The organism is Haloferax sp. Atlit-4N, assembly GCF_003383025.1.
Classification (GTDB): domain Archaea; phylum Halobacteriota; class Halobacteria; order Halobacteriales; family Haloferacaceae; genus Haloferax; species Haloferax gibbonsii.
The window spans coordinates 1-18,337 of the sequence record NZ_PSYY01000002.1 but is presented as its reverse complement, the minus strand read 5'-3'; the positions used below and the strand labels follow the sequence as shown (position 1 = coordinate 18,337).

Annotated in this window: 22 protein-coding genes, 1 tRNA gene and 1 rRNA gene; 16 read left to right on the top strand and 8 right to left on the bottom strand. The window is 67.0% G+C overall.

Features of this window, described 5'->3' with window-relative positions; genetic code table 11:
- The first annotated feature begins 137 nt into the window (after positions 1-137).
- Positions 138-737: a superoxide dismutase gene (gene sod, locus C5C07_RS09205; RefSeq protein ID WP_058826155.1), complete on the top strand. Its 600-nt coding sequence runs from the start codon at positions 138-140 to the stop codon at positions 735-737.
- Between the two features lie 106 nt (positions 738-843).
- Here the strand turns inward: sod and C5C07_RS09200 are convergent, their stop codons facing one another.
- On the bottom strand, positions 844-1,269 hold the full coding sequence (locus tag C5C07_RS09200; RefSeq protein WP_004974280.1) for a hypothetical protein: 426 nt from the start codon (positions 1,267-1,269) through the stop codon (positions 844-846).
- 151 nt (positions 1,270-1,420) lie between these two features.
- Between C5C07_RS09200 and C5C07_RS09195 the strand changes: the two genes are divergently transcribed.
- Both C5C07_RS09195 and C5C07_RS09190 read left to right on the top strand, forming a co-directional pair.
- Positions 1,421-1,711 carry a DUF5827 family protein gene (locus C5C07_RS09195; RefSeq protein WP_008094761.1) on the top strand — a complete coding sequence of 97 codons (291 nt, stop codon included), beginning with the start codon at positions 1,421-1,423 and terminating at the stop codon, positions 1,709-1,711.
- Between the two features lie 104 nt (positions 1,712-1,815).
- Positions 1,816-2,574: an SDR family oxidoreductase gene (locus C5C07_RS09190; protein WP_115804963.1), complete on the top strand. Its 759-nt coding sequence runs from the start codon at positions 1,816-1,818 to the stop codon at positions 2,572-2,574.
- A 43-nt stretch (positions 2,575-2,617) separates the two neighbouring features.
- Here the strand turns inward: C5C07_RS09190 and C5C07_RS09185 are convergent, their stop codons facing one another.
- A complete protein-coding gene (locus tag C5C07_RS09185; RefSeq protein ID WP_115804962.1) occupies positions 2,618-3,196 on the bottom strand; it encodes an MBL fold metallo-hydrolase in 579 nt (192 codons plus the stop codon).
- A gap of 108 nt (positions 3,197-3,304) precedes the next feature.
- Between C5C07_RS09185 and thyA the strand changes: the two genes are divergently transcribed.
- From thyA to C5C07_RS09170, 3 genes are read left to right on the top strand one after another with little or no spacing between them, the layout of a single operon-like run.
- Positions 3,305-4,303 (top strand): thymidylate synthase, encoded by a 999-nt coding sequence (gene thyA / locus C5C07_RS09180; RefSeq protein WP_115804961.1) that lies wholly within the window; start codon positions 3,305-3,307, stop codon positions 4,301-4,303.
- Complete coding sequence (locus C5C07_RS09175; RefSeq protein WP_115804960.1) at positions 4,300-4,902, top strand: dihydrofolate reductase; 603 nt, start codon at positions 4,300-4,302, stop codon at positions 4,900-4,902. The genes thyA and C5C07_RS09175 overlap by 4 nt, the downstream gene beginning before the upstream one ends.
- A complete protein-coding gene (locus tag C5C07_RS09170; RefSeq protein WP_115804959.1) occupies positions 4,895-5,098 on the top strand; it encodes a DUF4177 domain-containing protein in 204 nt (67 codons plus the stop codon). The genes C5C07_RS09175 and C5C07_RS09170 overlap by 8 nt, the downstream gene beginning before the upstream one ends.
- 30 nt (positions 5,099-5,128) lie before the next feature.
- Here C5C07_RS09170 and C5C07_RS09165 read toward each other — a convergent pair whose 3' ends face one another.
- On the bottom strand, positions 5,129-5,614 hold the full coding sequence (locus tag C5C07_RS09165) for a hypothetical protein (protein WP_115804958.1): 486 nt from the start codon (positions 5,612-5,614) through the stop codon (positions 5,129-5,131).
- Positions 5,615-5,804: 190 nt separating this feature from the next.
- Here C5C07_RS09165 and C5C07_RS09160 point away from each other — a divergent pair, with 190 nt between their 5' ends.
- The 6 genes from C5C07_RS09160 to C5C07_RS09135 all read left to right on the top strand — a co-directional run bounded on the left by C5C07_RS09160 (position 5,805) and on the right by C5C07_RS09135 (position 10,179).
- Positions 5,805-6,728, top strand: coding sequence for a hypothetical protein (locus tag C5C07_RS09160; RefSeq protein WP_115804957.1), 924 nt, complete (start codon positions 5,805-5,807; stop codon positions 6,726-6,728).
- A 62-nt stretch (positions 6,729-6,790) separates the two neighbouring features.
- Complete coding sequence (locus tag C5C07_RS09155; RefSeq protein WP_004974266.1) at positions 6,791-6,973, top strand: HVO_2922 family protein; 183 nt, start codon at positions 6,791-6,793, stop codon at positions 6,971-6,973.
- A 158-nt stretch (positions 6,974-7,131) separates the two neighbouring features.
- On the top strand, positions 7,132-7,878 hold the full coding sequence (gene psmA2, locus C5C07_RS09150) for a proteasome subunit alpha (protein ID WP_004974258.1): 747 nt from the start codon (positions 7,132-7,134) through the stop codon (positions 7,876-7,878).
- Positions 7,879-8,760, top strand: a complete 882-nt coding sequence (locus tag C5C07_RS09145; RefSeq protein ID WP_115804956.1) for an MOSC domain-containing protein — start codon at positions 7,879-7,881, stop codon at positions 8,758-8,760. It begins immediately after the preceding gene.
- Between the two features lie 102 nt (positions 8,761-8,862).
- The gene (locus C5C07_RS09140) at positions 8,863-10,020 is read left to right on the top strand and encodes an amidohydrolase family protein (protein WP_115804955.1); all 1,158 of its coding nucleotides are present in this window, start codon (positions 8,863-8,865) and stop codon (positions 10,018-10,020) included.
- 84 nt (positions 10,021-10,104) lie between these two features.
- Positions 10,105-10,179, top strand: a tRNA-Glu gene (locus tag C5C07_RS09135).
- A gap of 223 nt (positions 10,180-10,402) precedes the next feature.
- Here the strand turns inward: C5C07_RS09135 and C5C07_RS09130 are convergent.
- Complete coding sequence (locus C5C07_RS09130; RefSeq protein WP_004974252.1) at positions 10,403-11,122, bottom strand: helix-turn-helix domain-containing protein; 720 nt, start codon at positions 11,120-11,122, stop codon at positions 10,403-10,405.
- 300 nt (positions 11,123-11,422) lie between these two features.
- Between C5C07_RS09130 and C5C07_RS09125 the strand changes: the two genes are divergently transcribed.
- Together C5C07_RS09125 and C5C07_RS09120 are read left to right on the top strand one after the other, a co-directional pair.
- Positions 11,423-12,736: a 5'-deoxyadenosine deaminase gene (locus C5C07_RS09125; RefSeq protein WP_050459838.1), complete on the top strand. Its 1,314-nt coding sequence runs from the start codon at positions 11,423-11,425 to the stop codon at positions 12,734-12,736.
- 84 nt (positions 12,737-12,820) lie between these two features.
- Complete coding sequence (locus tag C5C07_RS09120; RefSeq protein ID WP_004974244.1) at positions 12,821-13,435, top strand: GNAT family N-acetyltransferase; 615 nt, start codon at positions 12,821-12,823, stop codon at positions 13,433-13,435.
- 45 nt (positions 13,436-13,480) lie between these two features.
- Here the strand turns inward: C5C07_RS09120 and C5C07_RS09115 are convergent, their stop codons facing one another.
- Positions 13,481-13,891: a hypothetical protein gene (locus C5C07_RS09115; RefSeq protein ID WP_004974241.1), complete on the bottom strand. Its 411-nt coding sequence runs from the start codon at positions 13,889-13,891 to the stop codon at positions 13,481-13,483.
- Between the two features lie 54 nt (positions 13,892-13,945).
- Entirely contained in the window at positions 13,946-15,136 is a 1,191-nt protein-coding gene (locus C5C07_RS09110; protein WP_115804954.1) for a redox-regulated ATPase YchF, read from the bottom strand.
- A 265-nt stretch (positions 15,137-15,401) separates the two neighbouring features.
- On the opposite strand from C5C07_RS09110, the gene C5C07_RS09105 reads away from it, so the two are divergent.
- A complete protein-coding gene (locus tag C5C07_RS09105) occupies positions 15,402-15,779 on the top strand; it encodes a hypothetical protein (RefSeq protein ID WP_050459839.1) in 378 nt (125 codons plus the stop codon).
- Positions 15,780-15,799: 20 nt separating this feature from the next.
- Complete coding sequence (locus C5C07_RS09100) at positions 15,800-16,210, top strand: hypothetical protein (RefSeq protein WP_004974233.1); 411 nt, start codon at positions 15,800-15,802, stop codon at positions 16,208-16,210.
- Between the two features lie 142 nt (positions 16,211-16,352).
- Here C5C07_RS09100 and C5C07_RS09095 read toward each other — a convergent pair whose 3' ends face one another.
- Positions 16,353-17,879 (bottom strand): hypothetical protein, encoded by a 1,527-nt coding sequence (locus C5C07_RS09095; RefSeq protein ID WP_115804953.1) that lies wholly within the window; start codon positions 17,877-17,879, stop codon positions 16,353-16,355.
- Positions 17,880-18,224: 345 nt separating this feature from the next.
- Positions 18,225-18,337, bottom strand: a 5S ribosomal RNA gene (gene rrf / locus C5C07_RS09090); the annotation flags it as partial.

Here is an 18,337-nt window from a genome sequence, read left to right as displayed (position 1 = left end):
CACGCTCGCGCGAAGCGGAGTTTCTCGAATCGGAGAAATCGACCGACAGCGACCCGCACGTCGTGGTTTGTGCTAGCATACCTCTCCTCAAGTTTTAACAGGATTCCGCCCGACCCGTGATATGGAGGTTACACATTATGAGCTACGAACTCGACCCGCTTCCGTACGAGTACGACGCCCTTGAACCGCACATCTCCGAGCAGGTGCTGACGTGGCATCACGACACCCACCATCAGGGCTACGTCAACGGCTGGAACGCGGCCGAGGAGACCCTCGCCGAGAACCGCGAAGCAGGCGAGTTCGGCTCGTCCGCCGGCGCGCTCCGCAACGTCACCCACAACGGCTCGGGACACATCCTGCACGACCTGTTCTGGCAGAACATGTCGCCGGAAGGCGGCGACGAGCCCGAGGGCGCGCTCGCAGAGCGTATCGCGGAGGACTTCGGCTCCTACGAAGCCTGGAAGGGCGAATTCGAAGCGGCGGCCGGCGCGGCCGGCGGCTGGGCGCTTCTCGTCTACGACTCGTTCTCGAACCAGCTTCGGAACGTCGTCGTCGACAAGCACGACCAGGGCGCACTCTGGGGCTCCCACCCCATCCTCGCGCTGGACGTCTGGGAACACTCCTACTACCACGACTACGGCCCGGCCCGCGGCGACTTCGTCTCCGCGTTCTTCGAGGTCGTCGACTGGGACGAGCCCGCCGCCCGCTACGACCAAGCCGTCGAACTCTTCGAGTAGACCCGGTACATCCCGACTTTTCTTTCGGACGCGACGTCGCCAGCGGCGGCGCTCTCCGCGTCGAATCGAGTGCTGAGGGTCGTCTCTCGCGGGTACGGTCGCCTTCTCAGGGCCGTCGGTCACGGGCGGCCGCGTCGTCGAACAGTTCCGCTCCGTCGAACGCCTCGTTCAGCTCGCAGACTCGGTCGTTCAGGGCGGCGAAATCCCGGCCGTCGGTGCCGCGGTCGAAGCTGGCCAAGATGCCGACGGGACGGTCGCCGAGGAACGTTCGGAACTGCTCGAACGAGTCGAATCCGCGGACGGTGTAGCCGTAGTCGGCGTAGTACAGCGTCTCGTAGGTGTCTCTCGTGATGTAGCCGAACCGTTCGTTGTCGATGAATCGGGAGATGTCGACGCATCCGATGGCGTCGGACACGTCCTCTCTCAGATAGAGGTGTTCGTACCCGTGATGGTCGAAGACCCAGAGGTCTCGGAGGTCGTCCCCACCGAAGTCTCGGAAGGTCTCAACCAGTCGTGCAGCGGCGTCGCTCATCGCTTCGGGTCTCGCGTCGCGCCTGATAAGCCTACTCATGAGGTCGCTGGCGGTCGCACGGGCGACGGACGCCCGCCGTCGACCAGCACGCCGCCGGCCGCTCGCTGCCCGCGGTCGTCGGGGTTTTGCCCGTCGACCGAGAAGCGTGAGTATGCCCAAGCCGAAAGACGAGTTCGAAACCCTCTACGGGTATCTCCTGTACGAACCCGCCGACATCCTCGACCCCGATTACATGTACACCGTGGGCGAAATCGCCCGCCTGATGCAGGGGCTGTCCCCGCAGGACGACCTCAGCGAGGAGACCGAAAACCGCATCGTTCAGTGGACCATCCCGTGGATCGTCGCCAACCAGGAGGACTTCGTCATCAACGACCCCCGGAGCGACGAGCCGGGCTACTTCGGCCTCCATCCGGACGCCGTCCCGGAAGAAGACGAGGAGTAACCGCCGCCACGCACCCACCACACTGGTCGGCGCCCGCGACGTTCTCCCGACCTGAGAGTCGCACAAACGGTTATCTGTCAGGTGGTTGTTGACTATAGCGTACTATGGCTCAATTCGACACCGAAGTCGCGGTCGTAACTGGTGCTGGCTCGGGAATCGGCCGCGCGGTGGCGGAGGCGTTCGCCGCGGAGGGTGCGCGAGTCGTCGTCTCCGACGTGGACGTCGAGGGCGGCGAGGAGACCGTCGCGCGAATCGAGGAGGCCGGCGGGACGGCGACGTTCGTCGAGACCGACGTGACAGACGGCGACGCCGTCGCCGCGGTGGTCGAGACGGCGGTCTCCGAGTACGGCCGACTCGACTTCGCCTGCAACAACGCGGGCATCGGCGGCGCGCAGAAACCGACCGCCGACCTCTCGTTCGACGAGTGGCAGCAGGTCATCGACGTGAACCTCAACGGCGTCTGGCGGTCGATGCGCCACGAGGTTCCCGCGATGCTCGAAAACGGCGGGGGCGTCGTCGTCAACATGGCGTCGATTCTCGGAAAGGTCGGCTTCGCGAACGCGAGCCACTACGTCGCCGCGAAGCACGGCGTCCTCGGGCTGACGAAGAGCGCGGCCATCGAGTACGCCGAACAGGGCGTCCGCGTCAACGCGGTGTGTCCGGGCTTCGTCGATACGCCGTTACTCGGCGAGGGCGGCCTCGACGACCCCGAGGCGCGGAAGGGAATCGAGTCGCTCCACCCGATGAACCGCCTCGGCGACGTGGACGAAATCGCCTCCGCGGTCGTCTGGCTCTGTTCCGACGGCGCGTCGTTCACGACGGGCGAGGCGCTCACCGTCGACGGCGGCTACACGAGCCGATAGCACACACAGAAAGTGCGACAGTGAAGCGGTCGCTACGGTGGGATTACCTCGTCCGCGCCGCTTTCGCCGCGAGTTCGAGGTCCTCGCTCGGGCGAGTCGTGACGCTCGGCCCGTGGCCGGTGTGGAGTTCGGTCAGGTCGTCGCCGACGACCTCGCGCAGGCGGTCGATGCTCTCGACGAGCGCGCCGCGGTCGCCCTCGGGGAGGTCGGTCCGGCCGAAGCCGCCGTTGGCGAAGACGAGGTCGCCCGCGAAGCAGACGCCCGACCCGCGGGAGAAAAAGCACAGGTGGTCGTCCTTGTGCCCCGGCGTGTGGACCGCCTCGTACACGTCGTCGCCGATTTGGATGCGCTCGCCGTCGTCGATGCGCTTGTCCACGGCGAGGTTGCCGGTGTCGTAACCCCACGTCTGCACGTCGAACGCGTCGCGGACGGCGTCGACGTTTCCGATGTGGTCGGGGTGCGTGTGCGTGAGGTACACCGCGTCGAGCGACTCCGTGAACTCGCGGACCTTCGGCACCACGTCGAAGTTCGCGCCGGCGTCGACGAGCGCGGTGGTCTCGCCGTCGACGAGAAAGGCGTTGCTCGTGAAGACCCGGATTCCCTGCGCGAGGTTGCGAATCATGGGCACAGGTACGAAAAGCGGGCTATTCCGTGTTGTGGGTGCTGCGGAGCTGAGCCGAAAAGCGAAAGAACTCGCAACCGAGAGCAACACCCAACCAGGCCACCTCTCATGCGCCAATATCTCGACCTCGTGACAGACGTTCTCGGCACCGGACAACACAAACCCAACCGAACCGGGGTAGACACCATCTCGGGCTTCTCGAAGCACTACACCGTCGACCTGCAGGAGGGCTTTCCGCTCCTCACGACGAAGGACCTCTCGGGCTTCCGGTGGAACTCCCTCATCCACGAACTCCTCTGGTACCTCTCCGGCGAGGAACACATCCGCACCCTGCGCGAGGAAACAGGCATCTGGGACGCGTGGGCCGACGACGACGGCCATCTCGATACGGCCTACGGCCGGTTCTGGCGGCGCTATCCGGTCCCCGAGGAGGGGCTTGCAGGCGAGGCGTGGCCCGAGGACGACCACCGCTGGATGAACGACGAGGGGACGTTCGACCAGCTCGCGTACGTCCTCGACACGCTCGACGAGAACCCGAACTCCCGCCGGCTGGTCATCAACGCGTGGCACCCCGCGAACGCGGCCGTCTCGACGCTCCCGCCGTGTCACTACACCTTCGTCTTCAACGTGCAGGGCGACGAACTCAACCTCCATCTGACCCAGCGCTCCGGCGACATCGCGCTCGGCGTCCCGTTCAACCTCGCGGCGTACGCCATCCTCGCGCAGGTCGTCGCCCAGCGCGCCGGCTTCGAACTCGGGTCGTTCGCCCACACCATCGTGGACGCCCACGTCTACTGCGGCACCGGCGAGCGCGGCGCGTGGTACGGCGACCACCTCGACGAACTCCAGTCCCGTCTCGCCGACGTGGACTCCCCCGAAGGGTACCTCGACGTGCGCGAGTGGCTCCTCGACGTGGCACCCGAGGAGGCCGAGGGCGAGGAGGACTACGACCACGTTCCCGGACTGCTCCTGCAGGCCTCGCGCGAACCCCGCGAGCGCCCCACGCTCGACGTGGCCGACGTGCCGCTCGAAGACCTCTCGTTCGAGGACATCGTCCTCCGGGACTACGACCCCGCCGACGGGATTCGCTTCGCGGTGGCCGAATGAGCGGCGAGGAGCCCGCTGGGTCCGGAACCGGGGGCGACGTCGCGGTCCGGTTCGTCCTCGTCGCCGCCGTCGCCGACAACCGCGTCATCGGTCGCGACGGCGACATGCCGTGGCATATTCCCGAGGACCTGAAGCACTTCAAGCGGACGACGACCGGCCATCCGGTCGTGATGGGCCGCAAGACCTACGAGAGCATCGCCCGCCAGCTCGGCGGCCCGCTTCCGGACCGCCACAGCGTCGTCCTGACGACCCGCGACCTCGACCTCCCCGAGGGGGCTGAGGCGGTCGATTCGGTCGACTCCGCGGTCGCCGCAGCCGAGAACGCGGCCGACGAGATGGGCGTCGAGACCGTGTACGTCGTCGGCGGCGCGACCGTCTACGAGCAGTTCCTCGCCCGCGCCGCGGGGCTAGTTCGCACCGAACTCGACGAGACCCACGAGGGCGACACGCGGTTCCCCCAGTGGGACCGCGGCGGGTGGGTCGAGACCGACCGCGACGACCGAGACGGCTTCTCGTTCGTCACGTACGAGCGCCGGGGACACCGAGAACACCGGGAACCCGACGCGGCCGACCGCGGCGCGGAGGAATCCGATGACTGACTCGGGCGAGTGGGAGTACAAAATCGTCCGCACGGCCGACGGCGGCCTGTTCAGCGGCGACACCTCCCCGATGGAAGACGCCCTCAACTCCCTCGGCGGCGACGGCTGGGAGCTCGTGGACACGATTTCCGACTCGCGCGGTGCCGGCGCGAACAGCGGACAGACGGCGCTCGTGTTCAAGCGACCGAAGCGCTGAGACTCGCCGTTCCCGTTGTACCTACTCTCTTCATTCTTCGAGCGTCCGGAACAGCGGTGACGAGTCACCGGCCTCGAAGCGGACCATCTCCTCACCGTCGAAGGTGACCGTGACCGAGTCGAAGTCGCTCGGGACCGAGACCACGGCGTCGAGGGTCGTGCGCGGCACGCAGTCGTCTGACGGCTCCTTCTCGCCGTCTTCGTCGGGTGCGGTCGTGATTCGGTAGACGTAGACGCCGTCTTCGGCCGTGTCGAGTTCGCCGCGGACGACGACGCTCGGCGCGTCGTGCGTGAAGGTCCGGTTGAACGCGACGGTCGTCTGGTCGCCGGCGGGCATCCGACCGACCCACGAACTGGGCGCGGTCTCGTCGGCGAGCAGACAGCCGGTCGCGGTGGTCATCGAACTGGTCGGTGAGGTCGTCGTCTCCGTCGGAAGCGAGTAGGCGACGACGCCGGCACCGGCGACGAGACCGACGAAGAACACCGCGAGAAGGGCGACAGCGGAGTACGAGGCCATATCCGATAAACGCGTTCCGGAGCGATAAACGGGGCGTGACGCGTGCTATCGGAAGGGTCGTCGCGGGTCGTCACGTGCCGTCTGTGTGCCCCACGGGTCACGTTCGTTCACCTGCGGGATTCGTGACAGATGATAGGTAGGTTTATTGACGGGTGAGTCCTCATAACAGGGAACGAAGCTTCCCCTCGCTATGCCCACACCGACACTCGCAGACCGACTCCGTCAGCCCGAGTACACCGGCGAGAACCGGTGTACGCCGTGTACCGTCGTGAACGTCGTCATCGCCGCCGCGCTGAGTCTGTTGCTCGGCATCGCGTGGCCGCCGCTCGCGCTCGTCTCGTTCGCCGTCTTCGCGGGTGCCATCTACTTCCGCGGCTACCTGATTCCCGGCACGCCGACGCTCACGAAGACGTACTTCCCCGACCGGGTCCTCCGATGGTTCGACAAGGAACCGACGCCGACCCGCGTCGGGTCCGCGCCGGCCGCGCCGGCCGCGCCGGCGACGGAGAACGACGCTGACGCCGAATCGACGAGCGACCAGGTCGAGGCGGGGCAGTTAGACGAGGGCGGCGAGTCCGCCGAGGAGTTGGACGTGGAGGCGTCGCTCCTGGAGGCCGGCGCGCTCGACTGGGACGAAAGCGGCGACGAACTGCGCCTCGACCCCGCGTTCGAGTCGGCGTGGAACGACGAAATCGAGCGCACCGACGACGCGACGATTCGACGGCGACTCGCCGACCTCACCGACCTCGACGCCGACGACATCTCGCTGGAATCCCGGTCTCGGAACCGGTGGTTCGTCGCGGTCGTCGACGGCACCACCATCGGGACGTGGGAGTCGCGCGCCGCGCTCGTCGCGGACGTGGCCGCCGACGCCGCCCTCGGCGACCGCTTCGACGACTGGGACCGCCTGACGGGCGAACAGCGGAGCGCGCTGGCGAGAGGGCTCCGCATCTACCTCGACCGCTGTCCGGCCTGCGGCGGGGACGTTCGATTCGGCTCCGAGACGGCCGAGTCGTGCTGCCGCTCGTGGGAGGTGTTCGTCGTCCGCTGTGACGACTGCGAGGAACGACTGTTGGAGGTCGACGCCGACGCGCTCGAACCCGAGGCGGCGTAGGTCTGCGTTCGAATCCCGTCGTTGGCGGGTACACTTTTGTTTGCTGACAACAGTATCCGAGTATGAGCAAGGCGCACTTCGAGGTGTTCGTCGACGCGGCGGACAAGTACCGGTGGCGACTCGTCCACGACAACGGGAACATCCTCGCCGACTCCGGCGAGGGCTACGCGTCGAAACAGAAGGCGAAACAGGGCATCGAGAGCGTGAAGCGGAACGCTCCCGACGCGGACGTGGTCGAAGCGTAGTACGGGGCTTCCAGCCCTCGATTCGTCTGAAAACGCGGATTTCCCGGCGATTCGAACGTGAACCCCACACCGATGCCGGGTGTGGAGGCTTTTTCCGCCTCCGGAACTGACCACGGAGTAATGACGAACGTCGCCGACGCGAGCGAGGAGGTCGCACGATGAACCGAAACGACAAGCAGGCCTACGACCGCGGTACGTCGCTTTTCTCCCCCGACGGACGCATCTATCAGGTCGAGTACGCCCGCGAGGCCGTCAAGCGCGGCGCGCCGGTCCTCGGCGTCCGCACCGCCGACGGCGTCGTTCTGGCGGCCCTCCGGTCGACTCCGTCGGAACTCATGGAAGCCGAAAGCATCGAGAAGCTCCACAAGCTCGACGACGCGCTCGGCGCGGCCACGGCCGGCCACGTCGCCGACGCGCGGAAGCTCGTCGACTTCGCGCGGACGACCGCCCAGCGCGAGCACCTGCGCTACGGCGAGCCCATCGGCGTCGAGACGCTCACGAAGACCATCACCGACAACATCCAGGAGAGCACGCAGTCCGGCGGCACCCGCCCGTACGGCGCGTCGCTCCTCATCGGCGGCGTCGAGAACGGCTCGGGTCGCCTCTTTGCGACCGACCCGTCGGGGACGCCCCAAGAGTGGAAGGCGGTCGCCATCGGCGGCCACCGCGAAGACGTGCAGGCCGCCCTCGAAGACGGGTACGCCGAGGACCTGTCGCTCGAAGACGGCCTCGCGCTCGCCGTCCAGGCGCTCGTCGCGGCCGACGACGAAATCGAGAGCGACGAGCTGAATCTCGTCACCGTCTCCGAGGCGGGCTACGAAATCGTCGACGAGGAGACCATCGCCGAGCTGTTCGCCGACGCGACCGAAGGCGAGGACGACGACGCGGACGAAGCCGAGGAGTAGATGACGGACGGGAGCCCGAACGACGATAGCACCTCGGCGACGGCCGAGACGGGAGCGAACGCGACCACGGATTCGGCAGCGGGCGCGACCGCCGGAGCGGCGGCCGTGACGCTCGACCGCATCGCGGTCTACCCCGTGAAGTCGCTCGACGCCGAGTTCGTCGACGCCGCCGATATCGTCGAGAACGGCGGGCTCCGCGGCGACCGCGAGTACGCCATCTTCGACGAGGACGGCGAGTACGTCAACGGGAAGCGCGAGCGGGCGGTCCACCGCATCCGGAGTTCCGTCTCGCTCGACGACGGCACGGTCGAACTCTCGGCCCCCGAGATGGCCGACTACGACGGGCCGATAGACGAGGCAGACGACTGGCTCTCGGCGTACTTCGGCTACCCGGTCGAACTCCGGCGCGACCCGGCCGGCGGGTTCCCCGACGACACCGAGGCCAGCGGGCCGACGGTCATCTCGACGGGGACGCTCGAAGCGGTCGCCTCGTGGTTCGACGGCGTCGACGCCGACGAGATGCGCCGTCGCCTCCGGCCGAACCTCGTCGTAGACGCGACCGAGCCGTTCTGGGAGGACCACCTGTTCGACCGGCGCGGGACGGTCGTCGAGTTCGCTATCGGTGCCGCGGCCTTCGAGGGCGTCAACCCCTGCCAGCGCTGTGTCGTCCCGAGCCGGGACCCCGACACGGGCGAAGAGACGCCCGACTTCCGAACGACGTTCATGACGAAGCGCCGCGAGACGCTCCCCGAGTGGTCCGGCGGCGACTGGTTCGACCACGACTTCCGGCTCATGGTCAACACCGCCGTTCCGGAGTCGTCGTGGGGCGAGACGCTGTCCGTCGGCGACGCGGTCACTGTCGGCGACGTCGTTCCCGAGTGAGTCGGTCCGTTTTTTCGCGTACTGGTCGACCGTCTCGCTGTCGGGCGGTTCCACCTCGCCGACACCCGCGGATTTACGTCGTCCGGCTCGGTTGAGAGACCCATGTTCACGCTGACCGGCGTGCGGGTCGTCGACGCCGACGGGGCCCGCGAGGCGAACGTGGTGATAGACGAGTCGACCGGGCGCATCGCGTCCGTCGGCGACGAGACCGACGGCGAGACGCGGGACCTCCCGGGCGCGGTCGTCGCGCCGGGGCTCGTCGACGCCCACGTCCACCTCATGATGGACGGCCGCCCCGACGTGGCGGCCTACCAGTCTGAGCCGGTCGAACGCGCCTGCTACCGAGCCGCGGCCAACCTCCGGAAGACGCTGGAAGCGGGCGTCACGACCGTCCGCGACCTCGGGAGCTCCGGCGACCTCGCGACGAGCGCGAAGGCCGCGGTCGCCGACGGCGAACTCGACGGGCCGCGCGTCCTCGCCGCCGGGGAGAACATCACCATGACCGGCGGCCACGGCCACTGGTTCGGCCGGGAGGCCGACGGCCCGAACGAGGTCCGCAAGGCCGCCCGAGAACAACTGAAACGCGGCGCCGACGTGGTGAAGTGCATGGCGACCGGCGGCGTCCTCACCACCGGCGCGGTCACGGGCGCGCCCGAGTTCACGGAGGCTGAGATTCGCGCCCTCGTCGACGCCGCGAGCGCGAAGGGCGTCCCGACCGCGGCCCACGCCCACGGCGAGGAAGGTATCAAGAACGCCGTCCGCGCGGGAATTTCGAGCGTCGAACACGGGATGTTCATGGACGAGGAGGCCGCGGCGCTCATGGTCGACCACGGCACGTACTGGGTCCCGACGGCCTCGGCGGTTCGGGAAATCGTCGAGGCGGGCGTCGAGGCCGGCATCCCGCCCGAGGCGGTCGCGAAGGCCGAAGACGCCGTCGAGCGCTTCGAAGGCGCGTGGGAACACGCGCTCGACGCCGGCGTGAAAATCGCCATGGGAACCGACGCGGGCACGCCGTTCAACGACCACGGCCAGAACGCGCTCCGCGAGATGGAACTGCTCGTCGAGTACGGCCTGTCGCCCGCCGAGGCCCTCGAAGCCGCGACCGTCGGCGGCGCAGACCTGCTCGGACTGGACGACGTGGGGAAGGTCGCCGAGGGCTACGTCGCGGACCTCGTCGTCCTCGACGCCGACCCGAGCGAGGACGCGGGCGCGTGGCGGACGGTCGAGCAGGTGTATCGCGAGGGCGAGCAGGTCGTCTAATCGCAACACGGCAGTCGGTATCATACCCGATTTGAAGCGACAGCCTTTTACAATCACGAGCAATACGAAAGGATGTACCAACGTGCTCTGTTGGTGTAGTCCGGCCAATCATATCACCCTCTCACGGTGATGACCAGGGTTCGAATCCCTGACGGAGCACTTCTCCCAACTCTCGAACCGCGAGCGACAGCGAGCGTGTTCGAGTCCGAGGTGCAACAGAAGGGTTCGAGCAGCGAGCAACGCAGCGCGTTGCGAGTGAGTTCGAATCCCTGACGGAGCACTTCTCTCAACTCTCGAACCGCGAGCGACAGCGAGCGTGTTCGGTTCGAAATACGATGACGGTTCGAGCAGCGAGCGTCCGCTTCCGAGCGTCGTCGATTCCTTACCGATTTCGGTCGCCGAGTTTCGACATCACGAGGTCCTCGGCGGTTCGCAGACGGTACTGAACTGTCGAGCGCGGCACGTCGAGCACCTCGCTGAGGTCCTCGACGGTCACCTTTCGCGGTCGCTCGTAGTAGCCGTGTTCGACGGCGGTTTCGAGCGCCTCCCAGTGGGCCGACGAGAGGTCGGCCGCGATACGCGCTTCGGCGTCCCAGTTGCCCGCGCTCGTGAGGTGTTCGACGTCCAGCTGCAGCCCCTCCCTGAGTTGCGCCTCGATGGTCTCGTACAGTTCGCCGAGCGGGTGGTCGCCGGGGTAGAGGATGCGCCAGCGGTACGCGCCCGCACGGCGGGACGATTCGAAGATGACGCCCGGTCCGACGTGTTCGAGGACGTACCGCGGAATCGAGTGGCAGTTACTCACCTCCTCGCGGTAGGTGTAGACGGTCATCGAGTTGTCCGACCGGTCGAGGACGTGGTAGTCGCGGTGGGTGTGGCAGTCGGGCGCGTCGAGACACTCGTTGCACCGCGTCTCGTCGAGGAACACCCCCTCGAACGCCGACAGCGCCTCCGGCGTGCCGACGACGTGGTCGACCCGCCACATCACGTCCTCGGTGGACGAACAGACCGACGAACGGGACCGCAAACTCGGATACTCGTAAAACAGGTCCATCAGCTCGTCGGTGCCCTCGGAAAAGCGAACGACGAATTCGAACTCGCGCATTCGGTCTCCGCTCTGTCGCGAACTGACTTAGCATGTACTAATCACGCCCGTGCGTGTTCGGGGTTCTCTCCGAGTATTTCTGGAGCGATACCGCTCGGGTCGGAACTGGTTAGCATATACTAGCGAAATTGTGAGGGAGTTGCGGGCGGAACAAGAGTCGGAGTGACGCGGGGTCCGTTCGCCTCGCGAGAACCGGTCCCGACCACCCACACCGCCACCGACCGCAAGCTCACTCCAACCAACCTCGGACGGCGACCGGGTCACCACCTATTTCACGCCCGGTCGTCTACCCGCACGAGGATGTTACTCGCGGGAACCGTGGTCGCCGACGCGTCCACTATCATCGAAGAGGGAGCCGTAGTCGTCGACGACGACCGCATCGTCGCGGTCGGAGGGCGCGCTACCCTGACAGAGCGGTATCCGGACCACGAGCGACGCGAGTTCGACGTCATCGCGCCGGGGCTGGTCGGCGGGCACGTCCACTCGGTACAGTCGCTCGGACGAGGTATCGCCGACGACACGTCGCTTCTCGACTGGCTCTTCGACCACGTGCTTCCGATGGAAGCCGGCCTCGACGCGGCGGGGATGCGCGTCGCCGCCGAGCTCGGCTACCTCGAATGCATCGAGTCCGGGACGACGACGGTCGTCGACCACCTCTCGGTCCGACACGCCGAGGAGGCGTTCGAGGCGGCGGGCGAGATGGGTATCCGCGGGCGAATCGGGAAGGTGCTCATGGACACGAACGCGCCCGAGGGACTACAGGAAGACACCGACGCCGGCCTCGCCGAGTCCGAGCGCCTCATCGAGCGCTACCACGACGGCTTCGACGGGCGCATTCGGTACGCCGTCACGCCGCGGTTCGCCGTCACCTGCTCGGAGGCGTGTCTGCGGGGCGTCCGCGAACTCGCAGACCGGTACGACGGCGTCCGCATCCACACCCACGCGAGCGAGAACCGCGACGAAATCGCCACCGTCGAGGCGGAGACGGGCATGCGGAACATCCACTGGCTCGACGAGGTCGGAATCACCGGCGACGACGTGGTGCTCGCCCACTGCGTCCACACCGACGAGTCCGAGCGCGAAGTGCTCGCCGAGACCGGTACGCACGTCACCTACTGCCCGTCGTCGAACATGAAGCTCGCGTCGGGCATCGCGCCGATTCCGGACTACCTCGACCGCGGCATCAACGTCGCCCTCGGCAACGACGGCCCGCCGTGCAACAACACGCTCGACCCCTTCACCGAGATGCGGCAGGCCAGCCTCCTCCAGAAAGTCGACTCGTTCGACCCGACGAGCACGCCGGCCGCGACCGTCTTCGAGATGGCGACTCGCAACGGCGCGAAGGCCGCCGGCTTCGACCGGGTCGGCGCGCTCCGCGAGGGGTGGAAAGCCGATATCGTCGGTATCGACACCGACCTCACCCGCGCGACGCCGATGCACGACGTGCTTTCGCACCTCGTCTTCTCCGCCCACGGCGACGACGTGGTGTTCACCATGGTCGACGGCGACGTGCTCTACGACGGGGGCGAACACGTTCGCGCGGACGCCGACGACATCCGCGAGCGGGCGCAGGCGGTCGCCGACGGCCTCGACGCGGCGCCGACGAGCGACTGAGCGCCGGTTCGACCTCGAGCCGAATCACCCGCGAGACCGGCCGCCATCGTCGCATCTTTCTCTCCGCGTGACCCCTCCTGAGTCATGACTGTCCGCCTCCGCACGGCGACGGCGTCCGACCTCCCCGCGATTCGGGAGATTTACGCGCCGTTCGTCGAGGACACCGCGATTTCGTTCGCCTACGACCCGCCGAGCGTCGCGGACCTCGAAGCGAAACTGGAGAAGAAGACCGGCTACCCGTGGCTCGTCTGCGAACTCGACGGCGAGGTGGCCGGCTACGCCTACGCCGGGGCGATTCGAGAGCGCGTCGCCTACCAGTGGGCCGTCGAGACCTCGATTTACGTCCACCCGGACTTTCAGCGTCGCGGCGTCGCCCGCGGCCTCTACACGGCGCTTTTAGACCTGCTCGAACGGCAGGGATACGTCTCTGCCGTCGCCGTCGTCACGACCCCGAACCCCGCGAGCATCGCCTTCCACGAGTCGTTCGGCTTCGAGCGCGTCGGCCGTTTCGAGCGCGTCGGCTACAAACACGACGCGTGGCACGACGTGGAGTGGTGGAGCCTCGACCTCGGCGAACGACCCGAAGAACCCGAAGCACCGCTGTCCGTGGCCGACGCTCGGGAATGCGACTGGTGGGACGACGCGCTCGCTCGCGGCGCTGCGCTCGTCGAAGACACCGGACAGAACAGCACTACCTGAGCCGAGATTCCTTCCCTTCTCCCGGCCCCTCGCCCGCGTCCGCGTTCAGACGCCGGCTTCGAGGGAGTCTTCCGTCTCGGTTTCCGCCGAGTCGCTCCCCTCGACCGCCTCGACTTCGCCGACGTCGTCAACCTCGGCGGCCGCGTCGGCGGTCGGGCCGTCTGCCCCCGCCTGTTCGAGCACGTAGCGCTCGACGCCGGCGGAGAGCATCGCCTGCCAGTCGTCGAACTCGGTGTTCGCGTCGACGTACCGGTCCAACTCGTGGGCCGGTATCGACTCGAAGGACTCCTGGTCTGCGACCGCGAAACCGCTCTCTTCGAGGAATTCACTAATCGATGCCGCCTGACAATGTGACTCGACCCACGACGACGGGAACAAGTCGGCCAGCGTCACCTCGCCGCCGAGACCCCCAATCTCGACGTCGAGTGTCGCGGCCGTCGTTTCGGCCTCACCCATACCCGGGTCCTACAGCCACGGATATAACGGTGTTGCGGTTGGCGTCCGAGAGAGTCAGTTCGTCGAGACGATTTCGACCACGTCCCGGTGCGCGAGTTCGTGGTCCGAACCGATCTGGCGCTTCGAGTGGCAGTCGATGCCGTGGAGGAGGCCGTCGCCGATGTCCGAGTGCAGGTGGTACGCGAAGTCCTCGGTCGTCGAGCCCTCGGGGAGGATAAAGCAGTCGCGGAAGACGCCCTGCGAGTCGCTCTTGCCGTTCGCGCTCCCGGGGAAGATGGCGATGGCACCCATCACGTCGAACAGCGCGTTTTCGAGCGACTGCTGGACGCCCGTGCCGCCGAACTCCGCGACGAACTCGCGAATCTGTTCGAGGCCCGCCTCCTGTTCGTCGCTCACGCCGCCGACGATGTCGAAGTCGTCGTCGCCGGGGCGATAGTCGACGACGCCGCCCTCGTCGGCCTTCTTCAGCGCCTTCTCCGCGTGCGCCGAGGTCGGGACGAACGTCAGGTGTTCGTAGTCGGCGTCGGCCGTTATTTCCTCGTAGTTCTCCTGGGAGACCGGCTTGTCCATCTTGTTCGCCGCGATGATGATGGGCTTCGTCCGCTTTCGAATCTCGCGGGCGAGCGACTCCTTGTCCGCGTCGTCCCACTCGTCGGGGTCGAGCTCCAGGCCGAGAGAGAGGATGATCTGCTTGATTTCGTCCTTGTTCGTCTTGAACGCGGACATCTGCTCCGCGAGGTCGACTTCGATGTCTTTGTCCTCGCCGTGGTAGCCCGAGCGGTAGCGGTCGATGCCCTTCTCGAGGACGCCGAGGTACCACATGTCCAGTTCGTTCTCGAGGAAGTCGATGTCCTCCCGGGGGTCGTGGCCCTCCGTCGCCTCGCCTTCGATGTCCGTCTCACCGGAGAAGTCCACGACGTGGACGAGCACGTCCGCCTCGTTGAGGTCGGTGAGGAACTGGTTCCCGAGGCCCTTCCCCTCGTGCGCGCCGGGGATGAGACCCGCCACGTCGACGAGTTTGACCGGGACGTACCGCATTCCGTGGTCGCAGTAGCCGACAGAGGGCGTACACGACTCGTCGAACTCCGGGGCCGCACACTCGACGCGGACGTACGCCTCGCCGATGGAGGGGTCGATGGTCGTAAACGGGTACGCGCCCTCGGGCACGTCGTTCATCGTCGCCGCGTTGAAGAAACTCGACTTCCCGACGGACGGTTTTCCGACGAGACCGATCTTGTAACTCATTCGTTGGTCGGACTGGTGTCTCGAACGCTAATAACCGTTCGACGTTCGTCTCTGTGTGCGTGAGATTCGCACGCTACCGGGGTCGAGGAGGACGGTTCCCCGGGGTCGACACCCCGGTTCGAGCGCCGGAGACGCGGCTCCGTCACCGGGTTCGCGGCACGCGGTAGCCGGGTCGCGCCGGGGTGTCGGCGACGACGCGCGCTCGTGGTTCGCCTTTCGGCTCACGTCCGGTGCATCTTTGTCTCCACGTCTCCGACAGCCGGGCATGACCGACCCCGACGAGACGGCGAGCGAAACCGCACCCGCGTCGAGCACGGACTCCGACGCGGCCGCCACCGAGCCCTCGCCGGACGATTCGACCGACGCGGACACGTTTCGCGTCGGCATCCACGTCACCGAGACCGAACTTCGGTTCGTGGTCAACGTCCCGTCCGATATCGACTCGGGGTGGACCGACCCCGACGCGTTCCAGCGCCTCGTCGAGCGCGTCACCTGGGAGCAACTCGACCAACGAGCGACGCTTCAGACCGTCGCGACCAACGCCGCCGAGGGCGAGACGGTGTTCCTCGGGACGGTGACGCTGCGACCGGACGAGACCGTCGTCGACCACACGCTCCGCGTGCCGCCGCTCGACGGGGCGTGAGCTAACTCGTCTCTCCTCCGATGACCGACCCGACGACAGCAAGCGCGATTCGAGAGATTCAGGACGCCGCGCTCACCCGCGCGCTCACCGACGGCGACCACGCGAGACAGTCGCTCGCCGTCGCCGGCGCGCTCGAAACGGCCAGAACGGAAGCGACCGAGACGGAGTTCGACGGCGGCGGCGTGACGCTCGCGGCGTCCCTCGCGTTCGTCTCGACGCTGTTCGCACACCGTCGGCTCCGCGAGTCGCTCCGGTCGAGCGTCCGCGCGTCCGACGACTCGGCGTGGTATCCCAGCGGCGCGCCCGCCCGCGTCGACGACGACCTCGTGGTCGCGGGCGCACGGCTCGCGGTTCGACGGTTCGACGTCGACCCCGCGCTCGTCGGCGCGCTCGGTGACGTTTCCACAGAAAAAGTCGCGTCGGGCGAGTGAGTAGCCCGACCGTCGTGCTCTGACAACCACGGTCAGGGGCGTAAGATGTTGGGGGTGCCTCTGTCCACAGTACCCGCCCGGGCGCGTACGAAGGGTGAAACCCAAGCCCACGCTTGATGCGTGGGAACCCGTGTTCGATTAGTTAGTTGTTGTTCGCGTGCTCCGGCGGGCCACCACCGTTGCCGTTGCCGTTGCCGTTGCCGTTACCGTTGGACTCGTCATCGTCTTCTGACTCGTCGTCGGAGTCGTCGTCGGTCTCCTCTTCGTCGGTCTCCTCAGTCTCGGCGGTCTGCTGTTCGTCCTCGTCGTTCGCCTTGTCGTTGTTCGCGTGCTCCGGCGGGCCACCGGCGTTACCGTTCTTGGCCTTGTCGGAGTTTCCGGGTGCGTCCTCCTCGCCGTCGGCGTCATCGCTGCTGTTCTTCGGGCCGGCGTGGTCCGGACGCTTGTCGTCCGCGTTACCCGGGTTGTTCTCGGTCACGAAGTCGGAGACGGCCTGTCCGATGGGGCCGTCACCGCCCGTGTCCTTGAGCCGCTCGACGAACCGGCTGACGAGCTGGCCGAACGGGTCGTCCTCGGCGACCTCACCCTGCAGGGTGGCGGTCGTCTCGGCGCTGAGGCCGTCGTACTCGGCGGTCACGTCGACCGTGACAGTCTGCAGGGGCGCGGTGAGTTCGACGGTACCGTTCGCGTCCGTCTCGTACTCGCCCGCGTCCGTGTAGTTGCCCTCGACCGCGACCGAGGCGTTCTCGACGGCCTCGCCGTCTTCGGTCACGGTGATGGTGACCGACTCGTTTTCATCCTGCGAGACGGAGACGTCGAGGTCGTCAGCCTCCACCGCGACCGTCGTCTCGGCGGTGAGGCCGTCGGCCGTCGCGACGAACGTCAGGTTCGTCACGGTCGTCGGCTCGGCGACCTCTACGGTGCCGTTCGCATCCGTCTCGTACGTTCCGTTGTCGGCGTAGTCGGTCCCGTTGACCTGAACCAACGCGTTCTCGACCGGTTCTCCGTCCTGCGTGACGGTGGCGACGACCGTGTCGTTGGCGTCGTCAACCTCGACAGAGACGTTGAGGTCGTCAGCCTCCACCGCGACCGTCGTCTCCGCGGTGAGGTCGCCGTCCATCGCGACGAACGTCAGGTTCGTCGCGGTCGTCGGTTCGGCAACCTCGACAGTGCCGTTCGCGTCCGTCTCGTACGTTCCGTTGTCGTACGCGCTCCCGTTGACCATGACTGACGCGCCTTCGACGGCGTCGCCGTACTGGGTGACGGTGGCGGTGAGCGTGTCGTTGGCGTCGTCAGCCTCGACGGAGATGTCGAGGGACTCGTCGAGCGGGACGAGGACGGCCGACGCGGTGGTCGTGTTGTTCCCCTCCGTGACGGTGAACGTCGCGTTCACACGCTCCTGCGGATTGGGGAGGTCGACGGTGCCGTTCGCGCCCGTCGCGTACGTTCCGTTCCCGGAGTAGTTACCGCTCGATTCGACGACGACCGTCGCGTTCTCGACGGCCGTCTCGTTCCGCGTCACGGTCACTGTCGCGTCGCCCGTGTCGGCGTCCTGCGTGACGCCGACCTGGAGGGCATCGGTGCTCGCTGCACCGACGGTCCCGGGGACCATCGCGACGGCGAGCATCGCAACGACCATGACTACGGTGAGGTGTTTGCTGCCGCGCATGCAACCCTCCCTTCTAACCCTGATACGGTAAAAGGGGAGAATCGTAACCCCGGTTTTCGCTGAATTTCACCCCAATCAACGTGTTCGAAATCGGGCCTTCGTCTGTCGATTTCGCCGAGTTTCGAGCGGAACGGCCGTCCGGGTCCCCTCGAAACACCGTCACGGTCGAACGGGAGTGGTGTCGGCGGAACCGGCGCGTTCGACGAGAGCGTTGCCACTCTCAGACGACATGAGAGACGCGACCGAGAGAGCGGTCGCTGTCTGTGTAGTGTGCGAGCGAGCGTTTACCACTCGCCATAAATGAAAAAAGCCCACTGGACCGAAGTCCAGTGGGCTCTGTATGAGTGGGGGCGGCGAACTGGATTTCCCAGAGGATCGCTCACTCCAGTACTGACCAGAACGCAGGTGAGCTTAACTGCCGTGTTCGGGATGGGTACGGGTGGAACCTCACCGCTCTG